The 22403-nt window shown below is 39.9% G+C and carries 20 protein-coding genes and 1 pseudogene; 3 read left to right on the plus strand and 18 right to left on the minus strand.

Going from position 1 to position 22403, the window contains the following annotated elements; genetic code table 11:
* Positions 1 to 3: 3 nt before the first annotated feature.
* From surE to NQ782_RS12295, 13 genes are all read right to left on the minus strand, one after another.
* Positions 4 to 975, minus strand: coding sequence for a 5'/3'-nucleotidase SurE (gene surE, locus NQ782_RS12235; protein WP_086230966.1), 972 nt, complete (start codon positions 973 to 975; stop codon positions 4 to 6).
* 126 nt (positions 976 to 1101) lie between these two features.
* The gene (locus tag NQ782_RS12240; protein ID WP_057093817.1) at positions 1102 to 2262 is read right to left on the minus strand and encodes a hypothetical protein; all 1161 of its coding nucleotides are present in this window, start codon (positions 2260 to 2262) and stop codon (positions 1102 to 1104) included.
* The gene (locus NQ782_RS12245; protein ID WP_057093815.1) at positions 2255 to 3583 is read right to left on the minus strand and encodes a TolC family protein; all 1329 of its coding nucleotides are present in this window, start codon (positions 3581 to 3583) and stop codon (positions 2255 to 2257) included. Before NQ782_RS12245 ends, NQ782_RS12240 begins: the two co-directional genes overlap by 8 nt.
* Positions 3580 to 5166 (minus strand): GH3 auxin-responsive promoter family protein, encoded by a 1587-nt coding sequence (locus NQ782_RS12250; RefSeq protein ID WP_057093812.1) that lies wholly within the window; start codon positions 5164 to 5166, stop codon positions 3580 to 3582. The genes NQ782_RS12245 and NQ782_RS12250 overlap by 4 nt, the downstream gene beginning before the upstream one ends.
* The gene (locus NQ782_RS12255) at positions 5163 to 5951 is read right to left on the minus strand and encodes a hypothetical protein (protein ID WP_171251921.1); all 789 of its coding nucleotides are present in this window, start codon (positions 5949 to 5951) and stop codon (positions 5163 to 5165) included. The genes NQ782_RS12250 and NQ782_RS12255 overlap by 4 nt, the downstream gene beginning before the upstream one ends.
* 187 nt (positions 5952 to 6138) lie before the next feature.
* A complete protein-coding gene (locus tag NQ782_RS12260; protein ID WP_016685934.1) occupies positions 6139 to 7686 on the minus strand; it encodes a DHA2 family efflux MFS transporter permease subunit in 1548 nt (515 codons plus the stop codon).
* A 24-nt stretch (positions 7687 to 7710) separates the two neighbouring features.
* Positions 7711 to 8772, minus strand: coding sequence for an HlyD family secretion protein (locus NQ782_RS12265; protein WP_005124018.1), 1062 nt, complete (start codon positions 8770 to 8772; stop codon positions 7711 to 7713).
* 755 nt (positions 8773 to 9527) lie between these two features.
* Positions 9528 to 9650 (minus strand): hypothetical protein, encoded by a 123-nt coding sequence (locus NQ782_RS12270; protein WP_000737387.1) that lies wholly within the window; start codon positions 9648 to 9650, stop codon positions 9528 to 9530.
* A 167-nt stretch (positions 9651 to 9817) separates the two neighbouring features.
* Positions 9818 to 11212, minus strand: a complete 1395-nt coding sequence (locus tag NQ782_RS12275) for a methylenetetrahydrofolate reductase C-terminal domain-containing protein (RefSeq protein WP_267581195.1) — start codon at positions 11210 to 11212, stop codon at positions 9818 to 9820.
* Between the two features lie 73 nt (positions 11213 to 11285).
* The gene (locus NQ782_RS12280) at positions 11286 to 12053 is read right to left on the minus strand and encodes an NrtR DNA-binding winged helix domain-containing protein (RefSeq protein WP_000155299.1); all 768 of its coding nucleotides are present in this window, start codon (positions 12051 to 12053) and stop codon (positions 11286 to 11288) included.
* A 60-nt stretch (positions 12054 to 12113) separates the two neighbouring features.
* Positions 12114 to 13607: a nicotinate phosphoribosyltransferase gene (locus NQ782_RS12285; RefSeq protein ID WP_057094266.1), complete on the minus strand. Its 1494-nt coding sequence runs from the start codon at positions 13605 to 13607 to the stop codon at positions 12114 to 12116.
* 11 nt (positions 13608 to 13618) lie between these two features.
* Complete coding sequence (locus NQ782_RS12290) at positions 13619 to 14503, minus strand: phosphoribosyltransferase family protein (protein WP_057094268.1); 885 nt, start codon at positions 14501 to 14503, stop codon at positions 13619 to 13621.
* A 181-nt stretch (positions 14504 to 14684) separates the two neighbouring features.
* On the minus strand, positions 14685 to 15494 hold the full coding sequence (locus NQ782_RS12295; protein ID WP_057094270.1) for a sulfite exporter TauE/SafE family protein: 810 nt from the start codon (positions 15492 to 15494) through the stop codon (positions 14685 to 14687).
* Positions 15495 to 15592: 98 nt separating this feature from the next.
* On the opposite strand from NQ782_RS12295, the gene NQ782_RS12300 reads away from it, so the two are divergent.
* Positions 15593 to 16381, plus strand: a complete 789-nt coding sequence (locus NQ782_RS12300) for a helix-turn-helix domain-containing protein (protein ID WP_057094272.1) — start codon at positions 15593 to 15595, stop codon at positions 16379 to 16381.
* On the opposite strand, the gene NQ782_RS12305 is transcribed toward NQ782_RS12300, so the two are convergent.
* The 4 genes from NQ782_RS12305 to NQ782_RS12320 are packed head-to-tail and all read right to left on the minus strand — an operon-like array spanning position 16376 to position 19657.
* Entirely contained in the window at positions 16376 to 16867 is a 492-nt protein-coding gene (locus NQ782_RS12305) for a GNAT family N-acetyltransferase (protein ID WP_057094274.1), read from the minus strand. The two genes, NQ782_RS12300 and NQ782_RS12305, sit on opposite strands and share 6 nt — an antisense overlap.
* Positions 16864 to 17628: an ABC transporter ATP-binding protein gene (locus NQ782_RS12310; RefSeq protein ID WP_057094276.1), complete on the minus strand. Its 765-nt coding sequence runs from the start codon at positions 17626 to 17628 to the stop codon at positions 16864 to 16866. Before NQ782_RS12310 ends, NQ782_RS12305 begins: the two co-directional genes overlap by 4 nt.
* Positions 17625 to 18635, minus strand: coding sequence for an iron ABC transporter permease (locus tag NQ782_RS12315; protein WP_086230965.1), 1011 nt, complete (start codon positions 18633 to 18635; stop codon positions 17625 to 17627). Before NQ782_RS12315 ends, NQ782_RS12310 begins: the two co-directional genes overlap by 4 nt.
* Before the next feature lie 2 nt (positions 18636 to 18637).
* A complete protein-coding gene (locus tag NQ782_RS12320) occupies positions 18638 to 19657 on the minus strand; it encodes an ABC transporter substrate-binding protein (protein ID WP_057094280.1) in 1020 nt (339 codons plus the stop codon).
* Positions 19658 to 19913: 256 nt separating this feature from the next.
* On the opposite strand from NQ782_RS12320, the pseudogene NQ782_RS12325 reads away from it, so the two are divergent.
* Positions 19914 to 20015: pseudogene (locus NQ782_RS12325) on the plus strand (hypothetical protein); the annotation flags it as partial.
* 71 nt (positions 20016 to 20086) lie between these two features.
* Here the strand turns inward: NQ782_RS12325 and NQ782_RS12330 are convergent.
* On the minus strand, positions 20087 to 21139 hold the full coding sequence (locus NQ782_RS12330) for an NAD(P)-dependent alcohol dehydrogenase (RefSeq protein WP_000206303.1): 1053 nt from the start codon (positions 21137 to 21139) through the stop codon (positions 20087 to 20089).
* A 285-nt stretch (positions 21140 to 21424) separates the two neighbouring features.
* Between NQ782_RS12330 and NQ782_RS12335 the strand changes: the two genes are divergently transcribed.
* Positions 21425 to 22309: an AraC family transcriptional regulator gene (locus NQ782_RS12335; protein WP_057094283.1), complete on the plus strand. Its 885-nt coding sequence runs from the start codon at positions 21425 to 21427 to the stop codon at positions 22307 to 22309.
* The last annotated feature ends 94 nt before the right edge of the window (positions 22310 to 22403 follow it).

Consider the following 22403-nt stretch of genomic DNA (forward strand, 5'->3'; position numbering starts at 1 on the left):
TCCTTACTTGTTAAATAAGTTTTTTAAACGGATTTTAAGCCATTCTTGACCTGCTGGTCGTTGGTCATAAGCAACTTGCATTGCAGTTACAGCAATTTTGCTTTGCATTACAGCGCTTTCATCCGACATTTGAGCGGCAGTGGGTGCCGATGGTGCCGCATCGATTCCTAAGCCAAATTGATTGTTGCCTTTACTATCTTTGGACACTTGGAACTTCAATTTATATAAGTCATAAGTCCCAATTTTTGAAAAAGCAAACGGCGTGCTGGTTGTTAAATTTTTAGGAAAATTCACATTTAGCGTAATACCTTTTGGCAACAACTGGCCCTTGCCTGCCTTAGCTTGTAATTCTTTTAATAACACTACAGTTTGTTTTGCCACAATCGCAGAGTTAGGGTTGTTTAAAGTTTTGTCATCTACCGTGTTGGTATCGGCGCTTAAGGCAATAGACGGAATCCCGCGTCCTGCCGAAAACTGTACATTGCCAATGGTGCCAGAGTGTACAACGACTTTTCCGACATTTTGGCCTTCATTCGGGCCAGATAAAACTAGGTCTGGTGCTTTACCCCAGCGTTTTGGTGCAACCACGTCTAGTCCATAAACTGTTGCCATGACTGGTGTGCCATGCGTGTAGTTCCAGTCGCCATTGGTATAACCCGCTTTGGTAAAAGTTCCAGCGGCAGGTGCGCCAATTGGTGCTGCGCCATTGTGACAACCATTTTCAGCGGCAATTTGCTTATCGTTATCCGCATTAATTGTTGTTGAGCTATACATCACAATTGCGCCACCGCGACCACTTTGTGGTGAACACGGTACAGACACAAGCACGTTATGACCATTTGCTTTTAATTCATCATAGAGTGCTTTGATATTGCTCGTTAGGCCGTCATCGTTAACCAATAAAATATTTAATGCAAAAGCTGGAGTCGTACACAAAGACAGAATAAGACCGCCCAATAAACTTTTTTTCATCACTTAACTACCATGTTATTAAATTTCGGTTTGTATGGTAGTGGCGGTATATGTATGTTTAGTGACTAAGCATAAATATAACAAAAACCCACTTTCGTGGGCTTCATTAAAATTACTTCAAGTTTTAAGTTAAATACGTCCAACCTCTAAGTATGGAATCAGCTTTTTATCAAAATTTGGCCGTGGGTCACCTTCAAAGCTAATAAAACCATGCATGCCCGTTAAACGTTCACCTTTATAAAACTGATTTAACTGATATCGCGGGTCTTTATGTGAAAGCGTAAAACTTACCACACCAACGCCCTGCTGTTTTGACTTGTTATAGGCATCTTCGAGCATTTTATGGTGTAAAGCCAAATCTTCTGGATGGCACATAAGCGTATGTAGCACATGGTACTGAATAGAGTCACCAAGTTTAGGCAAACGCATGCCTTTGGTAATTGGTGACAAAAAGTTATAAATGGGTCTAAGCACAGCTATGGCCGAGCTGTAATTTAAAATTTTGGTTTGTTTAATACTATGCTGATCCCATAAGCCAAACATGCCCACCAGTTTTTCGCCCTTAAAGTAAAGTGAAAAGTCAGATAGTTTCATCCCTGAAAAATACTGATGACCTTGGGCAAGTTCTTCAAAGTTATAGGCCGGAATAAAGTTATAGTGTTCTGCCATGTCGCTAATAAACTGGTTCATTGCGGCTATATGCTCAGCTTCAGCAACACAGCTACGAATCTCTTGAAGGTTACTCTGTTTGGCAGCCTGCTTTAGAAAAGCCGTGATTTTTCTTTTTGCGCCTAAGTCAGTCAGACTTAATGTTTCGATGAGTCCTTCATCATAATAATCAGGCATTCCCGTTTTGCCTGTTTGGATGGCAGCACGCGCCGCGTGGTTATCATCAAAAATAATCATTTGGCTATAGTTTGGTTCATGCATAGTCTGTTTTACATGTTTGCCTAAGACTTTCACCAATGATTTACCCCGATAGCTGTGATCTACCCGTAAATCTCCAGCATAGCGTAAGTTTTGAATGTTCCGATTGATATAACACGGACGGTAACCATTGCTATAACAGGCCACTTTCTTTTGGCTCTCGGTATCTTCAATCACGACATGCAATTTATGCCGATAGACAATATCGGACGCTCTAAAATAACTTGGTTCGCGCTGAAAGCTAATTTGTATGCCTTTGGTAGTCATGGGTACGGCAATTAACTCTCGTAAAGCCTCGTCATCTGCCAAAGTCGCTTCACGGGTAATGAGAGTATTAGCAAGTGGTGTATTTGTTTTATTCATTATTCACCTGTTGTGCGGTCTGTGTAGGAACCAAATTGTTTAAACGCCCCATTTGGTCGAGTAGTTGATAGACAAACACCACTTCGTCTTGGTCATTTACGGTTTTCTGGGTTTGCGCATCGAGTAGTTTCTGCTCGGTATTGAGCAAATCAAAGGTAGTTTTGGTGCCGACATCGAACTCTTTACGGGTATAGACAAAAGCAATAGACGCTGCCTCTATGGCATTTGCCAGTGCGTCTTTATTTTGTCGGATCGTTTGAAGCTGCGCATAGGTGGTACGGGTACGCTTATTCAAGTCCAGCTCAAGACTTCGAATTTTTTGCGCAGCCAAATCGATATCGGCCTGTGCTTTTCTGACGTTGGCCCGATTTAAACCATCGTCATAAAGCGGTACATTGAGCTGCACCCCAACCATATAGTTATTACTTTCAGAACCAATATAACTCGCTTCATCTTGCTTTCCGGCACGACTGGTCAGCATGACCGTAGGCCACAGTTCGCGTTTAGTTAAAGCATATTGTTTTTCGGCAGCCTGCTTTTCATATTTAGCCCGCATTAACGCCGGGTGGTTCTTGGTTTGAGCCAATATTTCATCTAGGTTAGCGGGAATAGGAGGTAATTGATTGATTGGAACAAGGTTGTCAGGTGTTGTACCTGTCACTTGATAAAACTGTGCTTCGCTTACGGTCAAGTTAGATTGCGCCTGTGTAATATCGGCTTGACCTTGCGCGACTTGTGCCAACACCTGAGCCAAATCCGCACGGGTAATCATACCGACATCAAAACGGCGCTTTGACTCATATAAAGACCGTTGCAAATTTGCCATGGTCTTTTGTCTAAGCTCTAAAATGGCTTTCTTCTTTAATACGTCGGTATAGACCATCACGGTATTTAAAATAGTTTCCGATCTTTGATCTGATAAGCCTTGGTGTTGGGCTGAAAGCTGACTTTCGGCAATGTCTATTCCTAAACGGTGTCGCCCAGAGGTATAAATCGGATAATCTGCCTGCAATTGCAAACTTCGGCCTTTACGGTTTCCTTCGGTTGGAAACAAGACGTGTGAAGGCGTATTTATTCTTTCATAGTCAAGTTGCCCGACTAAATTAACTTTGAGTCCATCACGTTGCTTGGCCTGTTCAAGCATAGCGGTGGACTGGTTCACACTTAAACGGCTCACTTCAAGCTGGCTTTCATGCCTTAAACTAGCTGACAAAGCCTCATCTAAAGTCATGGCATGTGTATTCGACACCAACAACACGCCTAGATATAAGGCATGTCGAAGTGTTAAAAACCGCGTATTAAATGGCTTCATCCCTTTCATAGTTGTTCCAAACTATTCAGGGTGACTTTCTTGAGTGGCTCAGGCTTGATATTGCCTTCGATAATGCCATCAAACATGACTAGTTTCTTGTACGCATTCCAGCCATTATTGGCTTGGCGAATTTGAGGCTGGTCGAGCTGCCCTAAGTTTCGTGCAAGTTCATAATGGAAGTTTTGACGTAAGATACTGTCGATATATTCATTGTTAATACTGTGATGAATTTCACCTTCAAAAAGCACACAATAAAATGGTTTTACTTGTTGTTGGGTATCAATCGCCAGTAAAGAAATCGCTTTTGACTCGGTTTCGTTTAACTGAGACAACAATTGTTGAGCAGTTTCAGGTGCTAGTTTTTCACCGACCAGATCTACCCCAAAACGACGGCCTTGAAACTCAAAACACGGAATTTGCTCTATAAAGCCAGTCACTTTTAAGCAGTCATCTAGACAGTAACGCAGTAAGCCATTACCCGAAGTAATGAGTGGGCTGACCACGTCACCTTGTTTAAGTTGCCATGAAGGAACGATTTGCCCTTGTTTTTCACCTTCTAAATATTCAAATTCATAGAAGTGACTTTGGTAAGCCAATGGGTATTGGTCGTTATAGGGAATGGTGACTACACCTTCCGTCGCCCATAAGCCTTTACCTTCAAACTGAACACTGGGTAATTTCTCTTTTAATTTTTCGGCCCACGCTTTTGAACCTGCGGTGTCCCAACTCGACACTAAACTTAACTTTGGCCAAAGTTTTTTAAAGTCGATCTGTTCGCCGTCTGAACTCGCAATTAATGCTTGAGCACTTTCAGGGCTATGCGGTGCAGTGACTTCTTTTAGTGAAGCCTGACGGTTACTCCATGAACCACTTTGTAAAACCTCAATCACGTCTTTTTGCATAGACTCCAAACGTTCAAGTAATTGCAACGCAAACGTTGGACTCCACACCGAAATCATGGCTAAGTTACGGTTTGCCACCAAATAACAAATGGTGGCAAACAGTGCATCATCAGCATTGGCCGCAAATGCAACGTTACTTGGAACCGCTTGGGTAAACTTAGACAAAATGCGCTTACCTATACCGAGTAGCGCACTGTCATCATTTAAGTTTTTATCTTTTAAAACTTCACGCTGACTTTCAGGTAACCATGACACCGACCAGTAATGAGTGCCCGAACTCAACTGTGGGCATTTGCGGTATAAACTTGCCATCCACGGCGCAATTGCATGGTCAAGTTCATCTAAAAACAGCTTGGTGTATGGAATAAACTTGATTTGTTCACTCGAACCACTGGTCGGCTGGAAACGAACCAGTTTACTGCTCGAGAGTGAAAGCTTTTGTTCACGGTAACGCTGAATGTCTTCTCGCCAAGCGCTATAGCGAGTTGCAGGAAATGCTTTTACAAACTGCTCATAGTTTTGAACTTGTTTATCTTTGGCCAAAGTAGAGGTCTGTAAAATCGAATGCAAAATTTGACGTTGCGTGGTCTCTAAAGCATTAAACTGTTTTTGGAAATTACGGTCAGATGCATCACACCATTTTTTTAAAATAAGATGCGAGCCGAGAGTCAACCATTGATTAGATTTCATTGGATAGCCTCTCTACGTTTTGTTTTATGGCTTAACTGCGCTTCAAATTTTCCTTTGCTTGTCGGCTTCGTCATCAGTTTTACAGGGAAACGGGCAATATCTTTCCAACCAAGTCGACCAATACATGGCAGTTCTGTACCAGCTCTCCAAGTTGGATTTTTCTGCTCAAAGAAATGAATATTTGGGTTCTTTTCTCTCATTTCGGCAGTAATCGGTGCGACTTCGCCTTTTAATGGTTGATAGTCATCACCAAAGTTGAGTAAGCCGGCTTCTTTGTCGTAGTATTCGCCAAAGAATTTTTCACAGTAATGTTCAACAACTTCCGAAAGATGTTGGTTTTCATCTTTAATGTTTGGGTAATACACATAGTAGTTATTAGCAAGTAAGAGATAAGTCTTATAGCCTTTAGAAATGAGAAGCCAATAAAGTTCGTTAAAAGGATATTTAATTCGAAGCTTGATCATGAGTTTGAGCATGGTACTTTGCAATGTACGCGTGCCCCAAAACTTTTTCAAAATGACCGTATCACCGCTAAAGAGCACGGTGTAATCTTTACCGTTTAAGTAGAAATGCTGCACAACTACCGTCGAGAAACCGACAATCTCATCTGTTTCTGAGTCAAAAATTAAGATCGCACCGCTTTTATTTTTAAAATCATCTACCAAAATAGAAAATCTGGTATTTTCATAATACTGCTCGTAAATGGAATACATCACTTTCAATCGTTCAGTATCGATTTGCTCTTTTTCAAAATATTGCCCATAAGTTGCGTTTTTCAGGTTCAATTTTGAAATCAGTTTATATGTTGTATTAATCATAATACTTTAGTCTCCCACATCCAGATCTGTGAGTTCCCCTATCTCATACAGCGATATTCGAAACTCATATCAATGTTCTTTTTCTATGAAGGGATATGTTTTGATATGCCCTATTGTTTTCATTCTTTGAAAGCTGCCTTTTATTTCTAAATCGCTACATATTCATTTTCTTCCCCCGATCCATAAATATGGTTAAAAAGGCGGTCACAAACATAATGATTGCGAGCATGCGTAATAAGTCATTGAAACTCGATGTCAGTGCTTGAAAGTGAATGTCACGATAAATCACACTCAGTGCGATTTGCTGGGCATTTGCACCAACTTCCTGATATTGCGCCGTAAGCTGGTCAAGCCGTTCTGTAAATATCCAGTTTTGCGGTGTCATCGACTGATTAATCTGGGTGACATGCATGGCGGTCAGCCAATCTAAGGATGAATTGATAAGTGCTAACCCCACAGCGCCGCCGATATTACGCATCAGGTTATAAATACCACTGGCATCAGCTACTTTACTGAGTGGTAATGTACTCATAGCTAAATGCGAAACCACAATCAGGCAAATCATGAGGCCAATACCACGGTAAATTTGCGGCCAAAACATAAAGTCATAATCACTATGAATGCTCAAATGTGAATTAAGCCAGACACCAAAGCCCGCCAGAATCATTCCGACAAATACGGTTTTGCGGGTATCAAAATTGGGAATGAGCCACGCAAGAAATGGCGCAAAGCAGAACATGACAATACCTGTCACCATCATGACGTGACCAATTTGGCTACTGTTCATTTCACGGACTTGCCCAAGAAAGACAGGAATCATGTAACCCAAGCCATATAGCGCCATGCCAATCACAAACGTTGTAATGGCACTTAAGGTAAAGTTTTTATTTTTAAATACCGATAAATCGAGCAAAGGTTTAGGCTGAGTAAAACTTCGAGAGAAGAAAATCATGCCGCCTACAACACAGACCATAAAAGCAATCCGAACGCCTGTGTCTGCAAGCCAGTCATGTCGTGCGCCTTCATCAAGGAAATATTCAAGCCCACCCAAAAACATCGCCATACCCACCAAACTAAACCAATCCATGCTTTTGATGAGTGAATAGTTGGCACGGTCAATATTTGGACCTGAGTAGATGACCGTAGCAATGATAATGCCCGGAATAATATTGATCAGGAACATCCAGTGCCATGAGAAGTTATTGGTAAGCCAACCGCCAATGGTTGGGCCAATTGCTGGACCTAAAGTACTGATCATGCCAAACATGACCAAAGGTAATGAGCGTTTTGGTTCTGGAAACAGTAAATACAACGCCGTCATGGAAGTCGGAATCATCCCGCCACCCATAAAGCCTTGAATGCCACGGAACACCAGTAAACTTTCCAAGTTCCATGACAAAGCACAAAGTAAAGAACTGACCGTAAAACCTATTGCACACATGGTGTAATACACCCGTGTTGAAAGCACTCGCGAGACAATACTCGACATTGGAATTGCAATAATTTCGGCAATTAAATAAACCGTTTGTACCCAAGTGACTTCATAACGACTTGCACTCATACCAGCTTGTACTTCGTTTAAAGAACTCGCCACAATCTGAATATCAAGAATCGCCATGAAGTTGCCAAAAATCATGGCAGCAAAAATTGCCCATGCAGTTTTTGCGGGAAACCTCCACTCGGCTTCAACATGCTTATTCATTTATGATTACCCAAAATTTTATTATTAAGTTCTTAGGTCAACGGTGGCGCTCACCGACATTCCAGGTTTTATCAAATCAATATGTGGGCTTGAATCTATAGCAATACGTACAGGAATACGCTGTACAACCTTGTTAAAGTTGCCTGTGGCATTGTCTGGTGGCATGAGTGAGAAAGTTGCGCCTGAAGCTGGAGAAAAACTCTCAATTTTTCCGGTATAGGTCAGGCTCGGATAGGCATCAAGTTTTAATTTAACTTTCTGACCAATATGCATTTTTTCAATTTGAGTTTCTTTGAAGTTCGCCTGTACATACAAACTATTTTCAGGAATGATCGCCATTAAACGGGTTTGTGGAGAAACACGTGAGCCTTTTTGAATTGCCAGACTACCGATTTTACCGCTTACAGGACTAACCACTTTTGATGAAGCCAAATCGACTTGATACAGGTTTAAATTTGCATGGGCACTTTGAATATCTGCTAAAAGCTGCGCTCGACTCGCTTGTAAACTCCCCAACTGAGCTTCTGCTGCATTTACGGCGGCTTGCGCTTTGCTGAGCTGTGCCTGAGCCGTTAAATATTGAGACTGAATCCCTTCAAAATTTTGTCGGGTAATTACGCCATCTTTTAATAGATCTTGATAACGCTCGAACTCTTTTTTCAAACGCGCTAGGTCTGCTTGCGCTGCCACTACACCACTATTTGCTTCAATAATTGAAGACTTGGCAGACTTTTCATTTTGTTGTTGTACACCCAGTGCAGCTTCTTTTAGGCTGACCACAGAACGGGCTTGGTCATATCGAGCTTGGTAGTCACGATGGTCTAATACCGCTAAAGTTTCCCCCTTTTTTACCACCTGATTATCGTTAATTAATAACTCCATCACTTCGCCTGAAATCTTTGGCATTACCCAAGTGACATCGGCTTGTACATAAGCATTATCAGTAGATTGATAGAATCGGTATACAAAAAAATAATATAAGATGCCAGCAACTAAAAATAACAGCAGGACACTAAAAACACCCCAAGTTATTTTCTTTCGGCTTTGGAAATTAGTATCAGTTTCTAGCTGAGCTACGTTATCCATAATCATTCCGCTTATTTGTAATATTCGATTTTTTATTTAAGCCAATAAAATTATTGGTTTCTTTTTACGTAACTTTTCACTTGGTTTTATTCAATGAATCGTGACAGCGTAAAATTTGGTGCAAATTATGGTTCTTAAGTGAATTAAATATCATTGACCTCTTTGACATATATTTCTTCTATTTATGTCAATTAATCATATTATATAAACTATGTTTAAAAATTATGTAATTCGAATTTGTCTAAATTTTCTATATAAATTTATTTTAAAGAATCGAATATAAATAATTGTTTTACAAATAAATTACCACTTGGTAGACAAGGTTTTTTAAATTTACTAAATAACCTTTTATTGCAATATTATTAAATATAAGTTTAATTATGTAATATTTAAGTATTATTAATTAAAATAATATGTAATTTCAAAATTGGTTAACAATCTAAATTGTTATAGTTATACAAATAAGATATATAAGCTATAAATATTATATTTCTTTAAATTTACAATAGTAAAACTGACAGAATGTTTAATCTTATAAGTAATGATTTTTTAATAAATAAGCGATTACAACAAGTAAAATAGCTTATTATTTTTAGATAAAACAAACTTACAAATAAGTTTAAACCTACTATTAAAAGGTGAACAAACCTTCAAAAATAGTAATTTAAGTGGTTTTGTTTATTAATTAAACTCTTAAAAATTTCTTCTAAAGTTATTCCAAATGAAACCCACTCATTGAGTGGGCTTTTTTATTACTAACCGTTTTGCCTGAGGTGGTCTTGGAACTCTTGGTCGTGTATTTTGTTGTAATTAACAGGGTCGTAGACACATCCAGTTAAAACAACAATTACAGTAAGTACAGCAACCAACTTTTTCATTGAGACAGCCTTTCTTTTAACGCAAAAGATTTGCTTTAAGTATACTCCTAGGTGATCACTTTGATTGGACATAATTAAGGCAAACGATTGTTATTTTTAAATTATTACCCTGCTTTAGCATATAAATTGATTTTTTAACAAAATCAAATCACGGATTAGTACAAAACTTAAGCCTCAGTCGCTAAATACCAGTTTTTCCAAGAACTGGTTCCTCTCGTTTCAAGAGGCACCGTTGGAATCAGTTTCTCTTTTAATATTTCGGTTTGTTTAACCGCTTTGGCTAGTCTTGCTTTGACAGAATGAATACATTCACGGTCACCAAATTCACAGCAGTCTAAAGTTGTTCCACCGCAAGGACCATTGGCTAAGCCTTTGGGACATGTTTCAGGGCAAATATATAAAGTGTCACCTAAACGGCACTGACCACAGCTTTCACAGCCGACTAGGCTATGTTTACTCAATACTTCTGTTTTGAGTAATGCTTTAGCAACCACAGAATATTCCCAAAAAGGCGCTTTAAAAATAAACCGCCCAAAGCCTTTGGCAATTTTAGATCCGAACAGGGCCTCATGCATCACATGCAGTTGGCGATATTTAATGATTTGTTTAGATGTTGGCTGACGTGAAAAACGAGCAATTTCAGGGGTAAACTCTTTGCCTGTCGTGACTTGCCAAAGTGAATTCCAAAGCTCTTCTAAGGCCTTAAGGTTAAGATGTCTGTATTGCTCGATGTAACTTTCAAGCAGCATTTGCTCTTCTGGCTTATGACAAGCAGATAAATGAATACCCGCAAATCCTAAGTGTTCACATATTAAAATCTGTAAAGCGCAGCGCAAATAAACACGGTCTGTATGCCCTGCCTGTTTTTCCTCTGCCAAGACTTTTAGCATGTGTGGAGTAATCACAATACCCGCAACTTTATGCTTTACCATGAAGTTGGCACGGCCTAAAGTCAGTGGCATGACGCAAGCTAGTATTTGCTGCGAATAATCATGCTTGGTTAAAAATGATTTGGCTTGTTTTAAGGCTTCAATGTCATAGCCCAATTGGGTAATGATAAAGTCAGCACCTGCTTTAATCTTCTTATGCAGTTTTAAATACTGTGCATCACGCTCAGCTTCGACATATTTAAACGGATTAAAAGCAACCCCAATACGAAAACCACCATGTTGCTTAGCTGCCATTACGGCGTTTACCGACTCTAGGTAACGACTACGAGGCTGCCCATCTCGACCATTATGGTGTTCTTTGAGTTTGTCGCCTGTAAGCAATAACAAGTTTTGAATATTGGCTGCTTGAGCTTGTTCTAAAAAGAGCTCAAAGTCTTGTATGTCTCTCGCTTTACCTGAAAAGTGTAAGACTTTATCGATTGATTCAGGGTAACTTTTACTGGCTTCAAGCGGCGCGATATCATGATCCGAATGTACTCGATCTGCCAATGTCATTGCAGCCGGGTACCCTGCAAACTCATGTCTTATAGGATAAATTTCATGTAGTGAAGTGAGGTACTCCACCAACACAAAAAACTGGTTTTGCTGGAAGCAGGGAGAAACTTGTGACATAGGCAAAGCGCTTATCAAAACATGACATCAATCATAAGCGCGGCATTATAAATCAAAAGCGCATCAAGATGCGCTAGTCAGAAAGCTCATTGTTTTGCTTGCCTTCACCCTCTTTATTTCTAGGTAATTCGAGTGAACGAGGAAATATAAAATCAAAAGAATCGAGTGCATAGCGGTAAAGCTGGGCTGGTCGTTTGCCTACAATTTTACTGTGGTTGGTTTCTTCAACTGCACCTGCTTCTATCATACGGCGTCTAAACGCTTTTTTATCTAAGGATTGTCCAAGAATAATTTCATAAATAGTCTGTAGCTCGGTCAGTGTAAATAACTCGGGCATTAGACTAGCTGGCAATGCGGTATAGCGAGTTTTACTGGTTAAACGCTCTAAAGCTAAGCTGAGCAATTCATTATGATCAAACGCCAATGCTAAATCTTGTGCTTTTGCTACAGGCACCCATTCACTGTATTCAGCCAATGCTTGATGTTGATAGGCATTAAAATCAATTAATGCAAAATACAAAATGGTTACTGCCCAACCACGCGGGTCACGTTTCGCGTTACCGACAGAAGCAACTTGTTCCAAGTAAGGTGAACTAATTCCTGTTTTTTCGACCAGCTTACGATAAGCTGTGGCCATCAAATCTTGATCGTGCTTTAAATCGGCAAAACCACCCGGTAAGGCCCATTGGTCTTTGGCTGGAAAGTTGGGCCGCTTAATGAGTAATACCTGCAACTGACCATTAAATACCGAGAAAATAGCCATATCTACAGTGAGTAAAGGTGCGTCATAATCTCGGCGATCATAACTGGCAAGGAATTCTTGTTCAGTTTGAATAGTCACGTTCAGTCTCTCAATGAAAATGATGAGCCGATACTCATGCAACGGCTCATCTAAACTCAGTTATGCGATGGATAAACGCTCACGTATTTGATCCAAAGTACACTCATATTGAAGTTTACCATTTTCAAAGACGGTTTTAAGTGCTCCACCTTGTTCTTGTTCGGCTGTTTGCTCATCAAACAAAGTAAAGCCATTTTCACTTTCTTCGATGCGTAATAGACCTTTCGCAGATTTTTTAACGCCTGAGTCAGTAATCGGGTCTTTAAACAGTTCGCGGCCTACACCATTCACCTGTCCCCAAGTCGCTTTCACAGCAAACCCAAAGGTATCGCGAGTTAAGTAGTTATAGGTAAAACTGCCTATACCAAACACCAAGTTGTTTGAAGCAAAACCTTTGGCTTCTAGCCCTTCTAAAATACGCTGTGCACGGTCTAGGGTAATGGAGTCACCATAAATTAAACCGACACGTTCATTCAGTACTTTATAGCCTTGGTCAGTTGTTGTACCACCAAACACTTCCCATAAACATTCAACAGCGCCTTTATATGCTGGGCTACCGACTTTGGCGTCTGGGTCACCACAAATAATTTTAACTGGGTCACCAGAGTCTGGACGGAAAACCAATTTAGCCAAGCCTAAAGCATTAGGTTGTCGCGCCAAAATTTCAGGTTTTAAAGCCACCGTAAATTCTGTAATGACTCGCCAAAAGTCCCAAGTATCAGACACAATACTGACAACACCAGACGGATAAAGCTCGCAAATTAAACGTTTAAATGTTTCTAGCTCACTGTCTTCTGTACCCATACACATCACACTGTGTTCGGTCGCTGGTACAGATACCCCAATCACACCTGTGGCATTGTAATATTCTTCTGCGTAGTCGATTGAAGCAACCGAGTCTGTTCCAATAAAACTGGTTAAGTGGCCTACTCCTGATTGTGCCGCATCATATATTCCACTCATGCCACGGCTACTAAAATCGTGTCCTTGCACAGGTACAAAATCGAGTGGTGCGCCAGTTTTTACGGCATATTGAGTTAATAAACGTTTGTACTCATAGGCAATTGTGGCCGTAGTGCAGCTTTTCCAAAGTTCAGCACTTAGTACGGTTTCAATATAGTTGGTTAGCCAAAAGAAACGCGGGTCGGTATTAATTACGGTAAGCACAGGTACACGCATATTGACGCGGCTACCTTCTGGCAAAGCTTTAAGCCGTAAAGGTAAATAACCCAAATCGTGTAAAGCTTCAATATGATCGACTGGTACAGCACCTTCACCTAATGAGCTATCCATACGGCGTTTATATGCAGCTACCACTTTGTCTTTAGGTTGCTTGAAAAAGCCTTCATTCCATGTATCGATTAAAAAGTGTTTGATAAAACCCTGAAGACCAAAGAACACAACTTTATCATCGAAGTCAGGCAACATTTTAGCGAGTCGAGATGAACGCGGCGTAAAGTTTGCGTACACGTACTCTGTACCTGCTGGATACTGACGTCTGTGATCGGCTTTATAAAAATCGATAGCGTTTAATGGATTAAGTTTAATCGTCATCTTTGTTCTCTTTATTCTGCTGCAAAAGCAATTACTGAAATTTTGTCTGATGGTTGTTGTGGAAAGCTGTCTGAGGTAAACAGTTGATCTAACAGTCCATCAAAAACCTCTGTTCCCTTACTGAAAATACCGTGGGTCACATATAGAACGACCTTATGGCAATTGAGGCGACGCAGTTCTTTGGCAATACCAATAAAGGTTGCACCGCCGTCGCAAATGTCATCGGTAATGACCGCTGTGAGGCCTGATAAATCAGTCGCATGTACATGTGTACCTAAAATTTTGCCAGTTATTGGATCACGTTTTTTATCGCACTGAACAATAGTGATTGGTTGTTTGCGCTCAGAATTAAAAGCATCTGCGACCATTTGTGTGCGTGCTTTTGCGCCCTTGTCTGGGCAAACCAGCACTGTTTTTTCATCTTTTAACAATGTGCTTAGCGCTTCACTCTTTGCGATGATGTCTACTGAACTGATGTTTACAACTTCGCTAAAAGAAGTATTGGTAGCAAGTAATGCTGTTGTTACTTCACTATGACAGTCCCAAACAGTGATCTTGCCTTGGTTGCCCGCTTTTTTGTCAGCATTGATGTTGAGTAACTTGGTCATCACATCAAGCGAGAACGCTTGGCCTACTGCACAAATACGGTCCTGACGTGCATATGGAAAATACGGAACTTCTAGGTCAATGGTTAAACCCTGAGTCAGCAATATATTTTCAAGTAGTAAATAGTCCATCACATCGTGACTTGAGGCCATGTGTGCACGAACCAATACATTGCCATATAGTGAACCTAAGGTTGTCTCATCAATTTGAACATGACGCTCGCCACCAGAAAACTGCGTAAATTTCACTGGAATTTCGTTTCTTGCCGCATCTAAAAGCTGGATAGCCATATCATCCTCTTTTTGTCTGATGACCTTCGATGAATATATAGTGGCACAAAGCCACTATATATTTCAAGTCTAATTTTTAAACTTTTTTCAACGCCCTTTAAGACATAAAATTTGCAGTTTTAGAGCATTTAGAAATTCGATATTTAAGAGAGATGATTCTTCAATTAATTGAAATAAAAAGTTAATTTACAAAAAACATGACGAGTAGAACTATTATTAAAAGTAGCGGATATAACTTTGCCCGCCATAAATCAGGTAGTTTTGAAATAAATTTTTCTGAAAAATATAGTCCGATCCATGTTCCTGCAACCAAGAATAAAGCAGTTTCAAACCAGATTAGACCGATAAATCCACTAGGTGCCCATTCAGATTGCCATACCGACAACACACAATAGGTCAGCGTTGCAGTTAAAGACAAAGGCAGCGTGAGAATGTTTGCAATAGCCGCGGCCTCTGCCATAGAACTGCCCCGCCGCCGTAATAAAGGAACCGTCATTACACTTCCTCCAACACCTAAAAGTGCTGCAACCCAACCAATAATGCCCCCTTTAATGAGTTCACTGTTTTGACCATAGTGTTGCTTTTGCCTTGAGGTCACTATAAACCCTGGTCGGTAATAACAATCTAGAATGGTTATGAACACATAGCCCATAAATATCCAGCGAAGCCAATTTCCATTAAACAATGAGGCCATTACCGCACCGACAATTCCACCAAGTGCAATACCACCCCACAAAAAGCGGATCTTTTGCCAATCTATATGTCCAGACCGGAAGTGTCGAAAGGTTGCAAAACTTGCCGAGCAGAGCATGACAAAAGCTGATGTGGCTACGGCGATTTGCATAGCATGTATGCTGACACTGCTTTCATTACTCCACTTTTGAATAATGACTGTATAAAGCAAAGGTACAGCAACAAATCCGCCGCCAAAACCAAATAACCAAGTCGTTATGCCTGACAGTAGTCCAAATAAAAATAGCTCATATAGCATCATCATCTTCCTCACGTTTATAGAGGCATGATATAAAATAGCTATATGGCAAACTAACGTAGAAAAGCCATATTTTTATTTGTTTCAGCCAAAAATATATGCGTAATATTCCAATTAACGATGTAGACCATCTACCACAAGCAGTTCTAGCGTTAGGGTCAGATTATCCTGCTGATACCTTGTTAGATACGCATAGCCATCGCCGTGCACAGTTCTTATATGCACCCGAAGGCCTCATGAAAGTTGAAACTGAAGATGGACAATGGCTCGTATTACCGTACAGCGGTGTATGGATACCGGCAGGCAAACCACATCAGGTATGGTTATCTAAAGTCAGTACTTATAGTTTGTATATAGAAGTGAGTAATGCCCCAAGACAAGCAAACTATTGCGAGGTTATACAAGTCTCGCCTTTGTTACATCAATTGCTCATTCAGGCAAATAAGTTATCCATTGATTACTCGCGCTCAGGCCGTGACGGCGCTCTTATCGATTTATTGTTATATGAATTAGAAGCTGCACCAGCCCTGCCTCTGTTTATTCCGCTGCCTAACAACACATTATTATCTAAACAGTGTGCTGAGTTTATGCAGCATCCTGATATTCATAGCAGCCCTAAAGATTGGGCAAATGACCACAATAAAAGTGAACGAACTTTTCATCGTTGGTTTAAGTCAGAAACAGGTATGTCCTTTCAGGCTTGGCGTAATCGAGTCTGCATTATTTATGCTTTAAATGCCTTAAAAGAAAATATCTCGATTACGGAAATTGCTTTTAGTTTGGGCTATGAACACTCGGCAGCTTTTACCGCAATGTTCAGCAAAATTATGGGTTATCCACCTACCCATTTTCAAAAAAGATTTCATGCGCATAATAAAACGCTATAAAGATTTACTCATATGAATGGTGTCATACGTATCAATCCATTCGCGTTGAATAACCTCAAAACCTCGTAGAGTCCAAAACTCTTCAGCCGCCGGTAAAAATGGATGAGTATGCAAATACAAACTAGTAATAGCATGTTTTTTGGCATGGCTAAACAACATTTTACATAGCATGGTTGCAATGCCATTACGGCGGTATTCAGGCAATACAAATAACTTAACCACCTCAACCGTATTAAGCGGTAAATTTAAATCAAAACGATGGTCATAAGCCCGATATGCAATCGTGCCAATAATACGGTTTTGGTCTTTTACTGTAATGAAGCAGCCCAGTGGATCATGGACATAATGTTGCTCAAAATTTTGTAAATCTTTGGGGACTTGCCCATGATAGATTTCTGGGAATAACAACTGTCTTGTATAAAGTGCAAACTCTACCGCTGACTCATAATCAGTTTTGCCCACTAGCTGATAATTCAACATATTCATAGCCAAGAATGATCAGGAATCACAATGGTTTTGTCTTGAATCATGGCTTCATGGAACTCAACATCATAGACACTTTTTAAAAACTTAGGATCGGTGATTCGTGTTTTAGACTCAGGCTTAACCACTTCGTGTTGGCGCATAAAAAACAGATGATCTGCAAATAAAAAAGCTAAATTGGGATCATGCATAATCGCAATCACCGTAAAATCTTGCCGCGACAACTGACGCAATTTTTTCATTAAATAAGACTGATAATAAACATCGAGATGATTGGTTGGCTCATCGAGCAAAATGACTTTCGGTGCTTGCACTAAAATACGCGCAATCATAACCAATTGCCGTTCACCACCCGATAACTCGGTATAAGGACGGTCACGCAAATGCTCAATATCTAAATCAAGTAAAGCTTGCTCTACACGTTCCCAGTCTGATTTTGAAGGTCTATATCTGCTAAAAGCAGCACGCCCCGTAATCACCACATCTTTAACCAAAAATGGAAATACGGTTTTATGAAACTGTGGTAAAAAACCGAGTAAGGCTGCCCGATCTTTTCCTTTAAAGTCCGATAGTGCTTTTCCAGAGTAACGAATCAAGCCATCTTTTACGGGTTCTAGGCCCGCCATCAATTTAAACAGTGTCGATTTACCACAACCATTACGCCCTAAAATCACTGAAAACTGATTTTCGGGAAACTCTAGATGAATATTTTTAAGAACCTGTTTGTGCCCATAGGCATAATTTAACTGATCAATTTGAATCATGCCCAATGAGTCCTCTGTGTTTTCATTAATAATAAGAAAAATGGCGCACCAAGTAGCATAGTAAAAATACCAATCGGTATTTCAAACGTCAGTAAAACCCGAGAAAAGTTATCAATCAACAGTAGAAAACTGCCGCCCAACACCATATTGGCAGGAATACTGTAGCGATGATCTGGCCCAACCAACATTCTCACAATATGTGGCATAAACAGCCCATATAAACTAATAATGCCTGCCGCAGCCACAGAAGTTGACGTACATACAGTCACCAGAGCAATTAAAAGAAGCTGTTCCCACCTTGGGTTAACACCCACCGCCTGTGCTTCTTCAGCACCGAGTGCCATTAAGTTTAAGCGCCAACGCATCGCAAATAATCCGGCAAGACCAATACAAATCGGAAGCACGGCGTATTGAACCTTTTGCCAAGAAGCCTGATGTAAGTTGCCCATCGTCCATTGCACAATCGCTTGTAATTTAAATGGATCGCTTAGGTATTGAATAACCGTAAGTCCTGCTAAAAACAATCCCGAAACAATCATGCCCGATAAAATCACCATCACTAAAGACGTCTGACTTTCATGTTTTTGATGTGCAAATAAATACGTTAAGGCAACAGCACAAACACCAAAAATAAAGGCGGATAGATTTGGCGAAAGCCAACTTAAAGAAAGTGCCAAAGCTGCACCGAAAGCAGCGCCAGATGAAATACCAAGTACATACGAGTCGACCAAAGGATTACGAAACAATGCCTGCAAGCCATTACCTGCGGTTGCCAATGCAGCTCCCACCATAAAGGTCAGTAAAATTCTAGGCAGCCTGACATTTACTAAAATGTTTTGCATCAGCCTAAATTGTTCAGCGTCAAAATATGGTGTACCAAAGACCGCTTGTACACCCCAAAACAAATAATCCCATGCACTTAACGTTTGAGTTGGCCCAATAAGCAATGAGATAAAAATCATGATGAAAGGTAATGGGTAAAACCAGTAATACTTCAGCTTTTCCATATTCATTGCACCAACGCTTTAGCAAGCTGCTCACCATACAACTTGGTTAAAATACGCTGTTGTAAAGTACTTACTGGTAAATCAGACTGTTCAGGATAAATACTGTGATTTAGATAAATCGCCGTAATAATGATTTTGATGGTGTGCGGGTTATATATAAATGCAGGACTCAAATTAAATACCTTTCGGTTTTGTACAGCGCTTAAACCCTGTAATTCTTTTCGTTCATAAATCAGTTTAGGATTGGTATTCCAAAGCACAATATTGTCAGGGTTCCATTCAATTAATGTCTCGGGGTTTACGTTAGGTTGGTTAGCAGCGGTCTGAACAATGTTGTACGCACCCGCTAGCTCAATAAAGTCATTGGTAATCGACTGACGTCCCGAGGTAGAAAAAATTCGTCCACCAGACCAAGCATAGTAAATCGATTGTTTATTTGGCTGACGGGCCGTTTTGGCTGCGACTTCTGCCACAATTTCATCAGAGAAATTTAAAATTTCCTGAGCTCGCTTTTGGGCACCGCTTAGAATAGCAATTTCAGACAGCTCTTCTTTCACTTGTTTATAGGTGCCTGACTCCATCACATATACAGCAATGCCAAACTGCCGTAACAGTTCAATCGTTTGAGTCTGCCCGCTTCCTACAATTACCAGATCAGGCTTTAACAGCATCAGACTTTCAATATTGGTTGCATTGGCTCCTTGCGAAGGTGCTGCAAGCTGTTTATTAGCAATGCGTTTATCTATTTTTGAATAGGCATTAAATAATAAAGGTTGAATGTATACTTCGGCAGGTATACCAATTACTTTGTCGCCTTGCCCTAGCATATAGAGGCCATCTAAACCCGACTCAAACAAAGAGACAATTCTTTGGGCAGGTTTGGCTACACAGACTTTTGTATTTGTACTATCAAAAACACATATTGAATGAGAGGTTGAGTTTTCTTGAGTTTTTCTATTTTGCTCAGATGAGGAACATCCACATAGAATGAGTAAAGTGAGTAATGAAGCCAATAACTTCATTATGGCACCCCGTGCACAAATAGAGTGCAAAATAAAAAGATGTGTTTATTTAGTGCATTTTTCATGTGAAAAAAACACCATAAGAGAGCAAGACGTTTTGAATCATCATTTATACAGCAATCAAATTAAGTATGTTAGATAAGACCTTAGATAGTAAGCAAAAAAAACGCCAAATTTACTAACTAATAAAAACTATTTAATGATTGGGCAAAAAGTCTACAAAAGCGAGTCAAATAATTTAATCATGTTTATAGCGGTGAGCCTCGTGTTAGGACTCAGCTTACCTGTTTTTGGATTTAGTATTTTATTTAAGCTATTTATCTTTGCTATGCGTAAATATATACCTTCTAAATCATAGCGCTCGCATCAATTAACCTGATGGGCTGTGCACACATAGCTATAGTATGCACAGCTCAAATAATGTCTGAATTAATCTTCAGACAGTGTTTTCATATCAATCACAAAACGATACTTCACGTCGCTCTTTAGCATACGTTCAAAAGCTTCATTAATGTTTTGCATATTAATCATCTCTACTTCAGAAACGATATTATGCTCACCACAAAAATCGAGTAGTTCTTGTGTTTCTTTAATTCCACCAATAACCGAGCCTGCAATTGATTTTCTACCTAAAATCATAGGTACTGAATTTGCGCTAATTTCACCTAAATATCCAACTAATACAATGGTTCCATTTAAAGCTAAAGTTGGAATATAAGGCTTCAAATCATGGTTATAAGGCACAGTATCAACAATTAAATCAAATTGATTTAATACCGACTTCATTTGATTCTCATCTGTTGATAAGACTACATGATGTGCGCCAAGTTGTTTTGCATCTTGTTCTTTGTTTGCTGAGCGAGTAAATAGTGTCACTTCAGCGCCTAGAGCATTGGCAAGTTTAATCGCCATGTGTCCTAAACCACCTAAACCAACGACAGCAACTTTACTGCCCTTTCCAACATTCCAGTGACGTAGCGGCGACCATGTGGTAATACCCGCACAAAGTAGTGGTGGTACAGCTTGAGCATCCAGATTTTCAGGTACTTTTAATACAAAATCTTGACTACAGGTAATGCTTTGTGAATATCCACCATAAGTTGGGCGTTGGTCATGGCGATCTACGCCGCCATAAGTCTGGATGTTACCTTCTTCACAATATTGCTCGAGTCCTGAATGACAAGCAGAACAAGTACGGCACGAATCGACCATACAGCCAATGCCCACTAAATCACCAACTTTATACTTTGTGACTTTAGGACCGATTGAGGTAACACGTCCAACAATTTCATGGCCGGGAACTAATGGATAAGCACTAAATCCCCAATCGTTTTTAGCTTGATGTAGATCAGAGTGACAAACACCACAATACTCAATTTGAATGACAACATCATCTTCACGTGGGGTTCTACGTTCAAATTTAAACGGAACTAAAGGAGTTTCTGATGACAGCGCGGCATAACCTAAAACTTCAGTTGTCATATTTTTCTCTCATGTATAATGTTTAAATAGAAATGATTTATTCACTGGCTATTCATTAATGGCCATTGATTTTGAAACCATATGAATATGCTTTGGAAGCGGTAGTCCAGCAGAATTGAATCAATCAGTTTTTGCCATGTTCATCAGTATAAAAATGAAAGTTGTAAGGTGTTGTTCTATTCCTCTCACAGATTTGCCTAATCCTCCGAATTGTTGCACTTCTCACTATTTTTCTTATTTGAAATGCCTACAATAAAAATACAGAGGGTAATCGGTAGAATCTGAATGGCGAATAGGTCTAACCATAATCAAGAATTGGCTCAACTTGTCGATCAATGGACACGAGAAAAAGGCACATTCGAAACAGCTATTACGGGACTGACTTTATATCGTGCAGAGACATTGACCAAACCAAGTAGCAGTATGATGGATGCGAGTCTATGTATGATTGCTCAAGGCAAAAAACAGGTGATTCTTAGCGAAGAGACTTATACTTATGACTCTAACCATTTCCTTTTTACTGCAATTGACCTGCCTGTAATTGCTCAAGTGCTTGAAGCTTCTGTTGAACAACCCTATCTCTCAATTGTGCTAAGGCTAGACCCATATTTACTTGCTCAAATCATGCTTGAGGCCCATATTCCCTTTAAAGATGTAAATACTGAGAAAAAAGGAATGGCTGTTGGAGTAGTCAATTCAGAGCTGAATGATGCGTTTATACGGTTAATAAAATTACTAGATGCGCCACAAGACATTCCCATCTTGTCTCCTCTTATTATTAAGGAAATTTTTTATCGTTTATTGATGAGCCCGCAAGGCGATCGACTTAAACGTATTGTAGCGGCAGGCACTACAGGTCATCGAATTGTGAAGGCGATTGAATGGCTGAAAACAAATTTTGCGAAACCATTTAGTATTGAAGAACTGGCAAGCACAATGGGGATGAGTGCATCAAGTTTTCATCAACATTTTAGGGATATAACCTCAATGAGTCCCTTACAGTATCAAAAGAGAATGAGGTTGACCGAGGCACGGCGTTTATTAATGACCGAAGAATACGATATTTCATCTACCAGTATGCAAGTCGGTTATGAAAGCTTGTCCCAATTTTCCAGAGAATATAAACGCTTTTTTGGGGTTTCTCCGTCAGTAGATATTAAGAATATATAAAAGCAATAAACGTGGACTATTAAAAAATTAATACCAGAAAAAAAGCGGTACTTGATTATGTCTATTCATCAAGTACCGCTAAAATTAAAGCAAT

Source organism: Acinetobacter sp. BD54, assembly GCF_044778325.1.
Taxonomy (GTDB): domain Bacteria; phylum Pseudomonadota; class Gammaproteobacteria; order Pseudomonadales; family Moraxellaceae; genus Acinetobacter; species Acinetobacter baumannii.

Excerpts from the sequence above, each read along its gene's own strand:
- NQ782_RS12240 (WP_057093817.1), bottom strand. The coding sequence starts at position 2,262 with ATGAATAAAACAAATACACCACTTGCTAATACTCTCATTACCCGTGAA.
- NQ782_RS12245 (WP_057093815.1), bottom strand. The coding sequence starts at position 3,583 with ATGAAAGGGATGAAGCCATTTAATACGCGGTTTTTAACACTTCGACAT.
- NQ782_RS12250 (WP_057093812.1), bottom strand. The coding sequence starts at position 5,166 with ATGAAATCTAATCAATGGTTGACTCTCGGCTCGCATCTTATTTTAAAA.
- NQ782_RS12260 (WP_016685934.1), bottom strand. The coding sequence starts at position 7,686 with ATGAATAAGCATGTTGAAGCCGAGTGGAGGTTTCCCGCAAAAACTGCA.
- NQ782_RS12265 (WP_005124018.1), bottom strand. The coding sequence starts at position 8,772 with ATGGATAACGTAGCTCAGCTAGAAACTGATACTAATTTCCAAAGCCGA.
- NQ782_RS12270 (WP_000737387.1), bottom strand. The coding sequence starts at position 9,650 with ATGAAAAAGTTGGTTGCTGTACTTACTGTAATTGTTGTTTTAACTGGA.
- NQ782_RS12275 (WP_267581195.1), bottom strand. The coding sequence starts at position 11,212 with ATGTCACAAGTTTCTCCCTGCTTCCAGCAAAACCAGTTTTTTGTGTTG.
- NQ782_RS12285 (WP_057094266.1), bottom strand. The coding sequence starts at position 13,607 with ATGACGATTAAACTTAATCCATTAAACGCTATCGATTTTTATAAAGCC.
- NQ782_RS12290 (WP_057094268.1), bottom strand. The coding sequence starts at position 14,503 with ATGGCTATCCAGCTTTTAGATGCGGCAAGAAACGAAATTCCAGTGAAA.
- NQ782_RS12295 (WP_057094270.1), bottom strand. The coding sequence starts at position 15,494 with ATGCTATATGAGCTATTTTTATTTGGACTACTGTCAGGCATAACGACT.
- NQ782_RS12300 (WP_057094272.1), top strand. The coding sequence starts at position 15,593 with ATGCGTAATATTCCAATTAACGATGTAGACCATCTACCACAAGCAGTT.
- NQ782_RS12305 (WP_057094274.1), bottom strand. The coding sequence starts at position 16,867 with ATGAATATGTTGAATTATCAGCTAGTGGGCAAAACTGATTATGAGTCA.
- NQ782_RS12310 (WP_057094276.1), bottom strand. The coding sequence starts at position 17,628 with ATGATTCAAATTGATCAGTTAAATTATGCCTATGGGCACAAACAGGTT.
- NQ782_RS12315 (WP_086230965.1), bottom strand. The coding sequence starts at position 18,635 with ATGGAAAAGCTGAAGTATTACTGGTTTTACCCATTACCTTTCATCATG.
- NQ782_RS12320 (WP_057094280.1), bottom strand. The coding sequence starts at position 19,657 with ATGAAGTTATTGGCTTCATTACTCACTTTACTCATTCTATGTGGATGT.
- NQ782_RS12330 (WP_000206303.1), bottom strand. The coding sequence starts at position 21,139 with ATGACAACTGAAGTTTTAGGTTATGCCGCGCTGTCATCAGAAACTCCT.
- NQ782_RS12335 (WP_057094283.1), top strand. The coding sequence starts at position 21,425 with ATGGCGAATAGGTCTAACCATAATCAAGAATTGGCTCAACTTGTCGAT.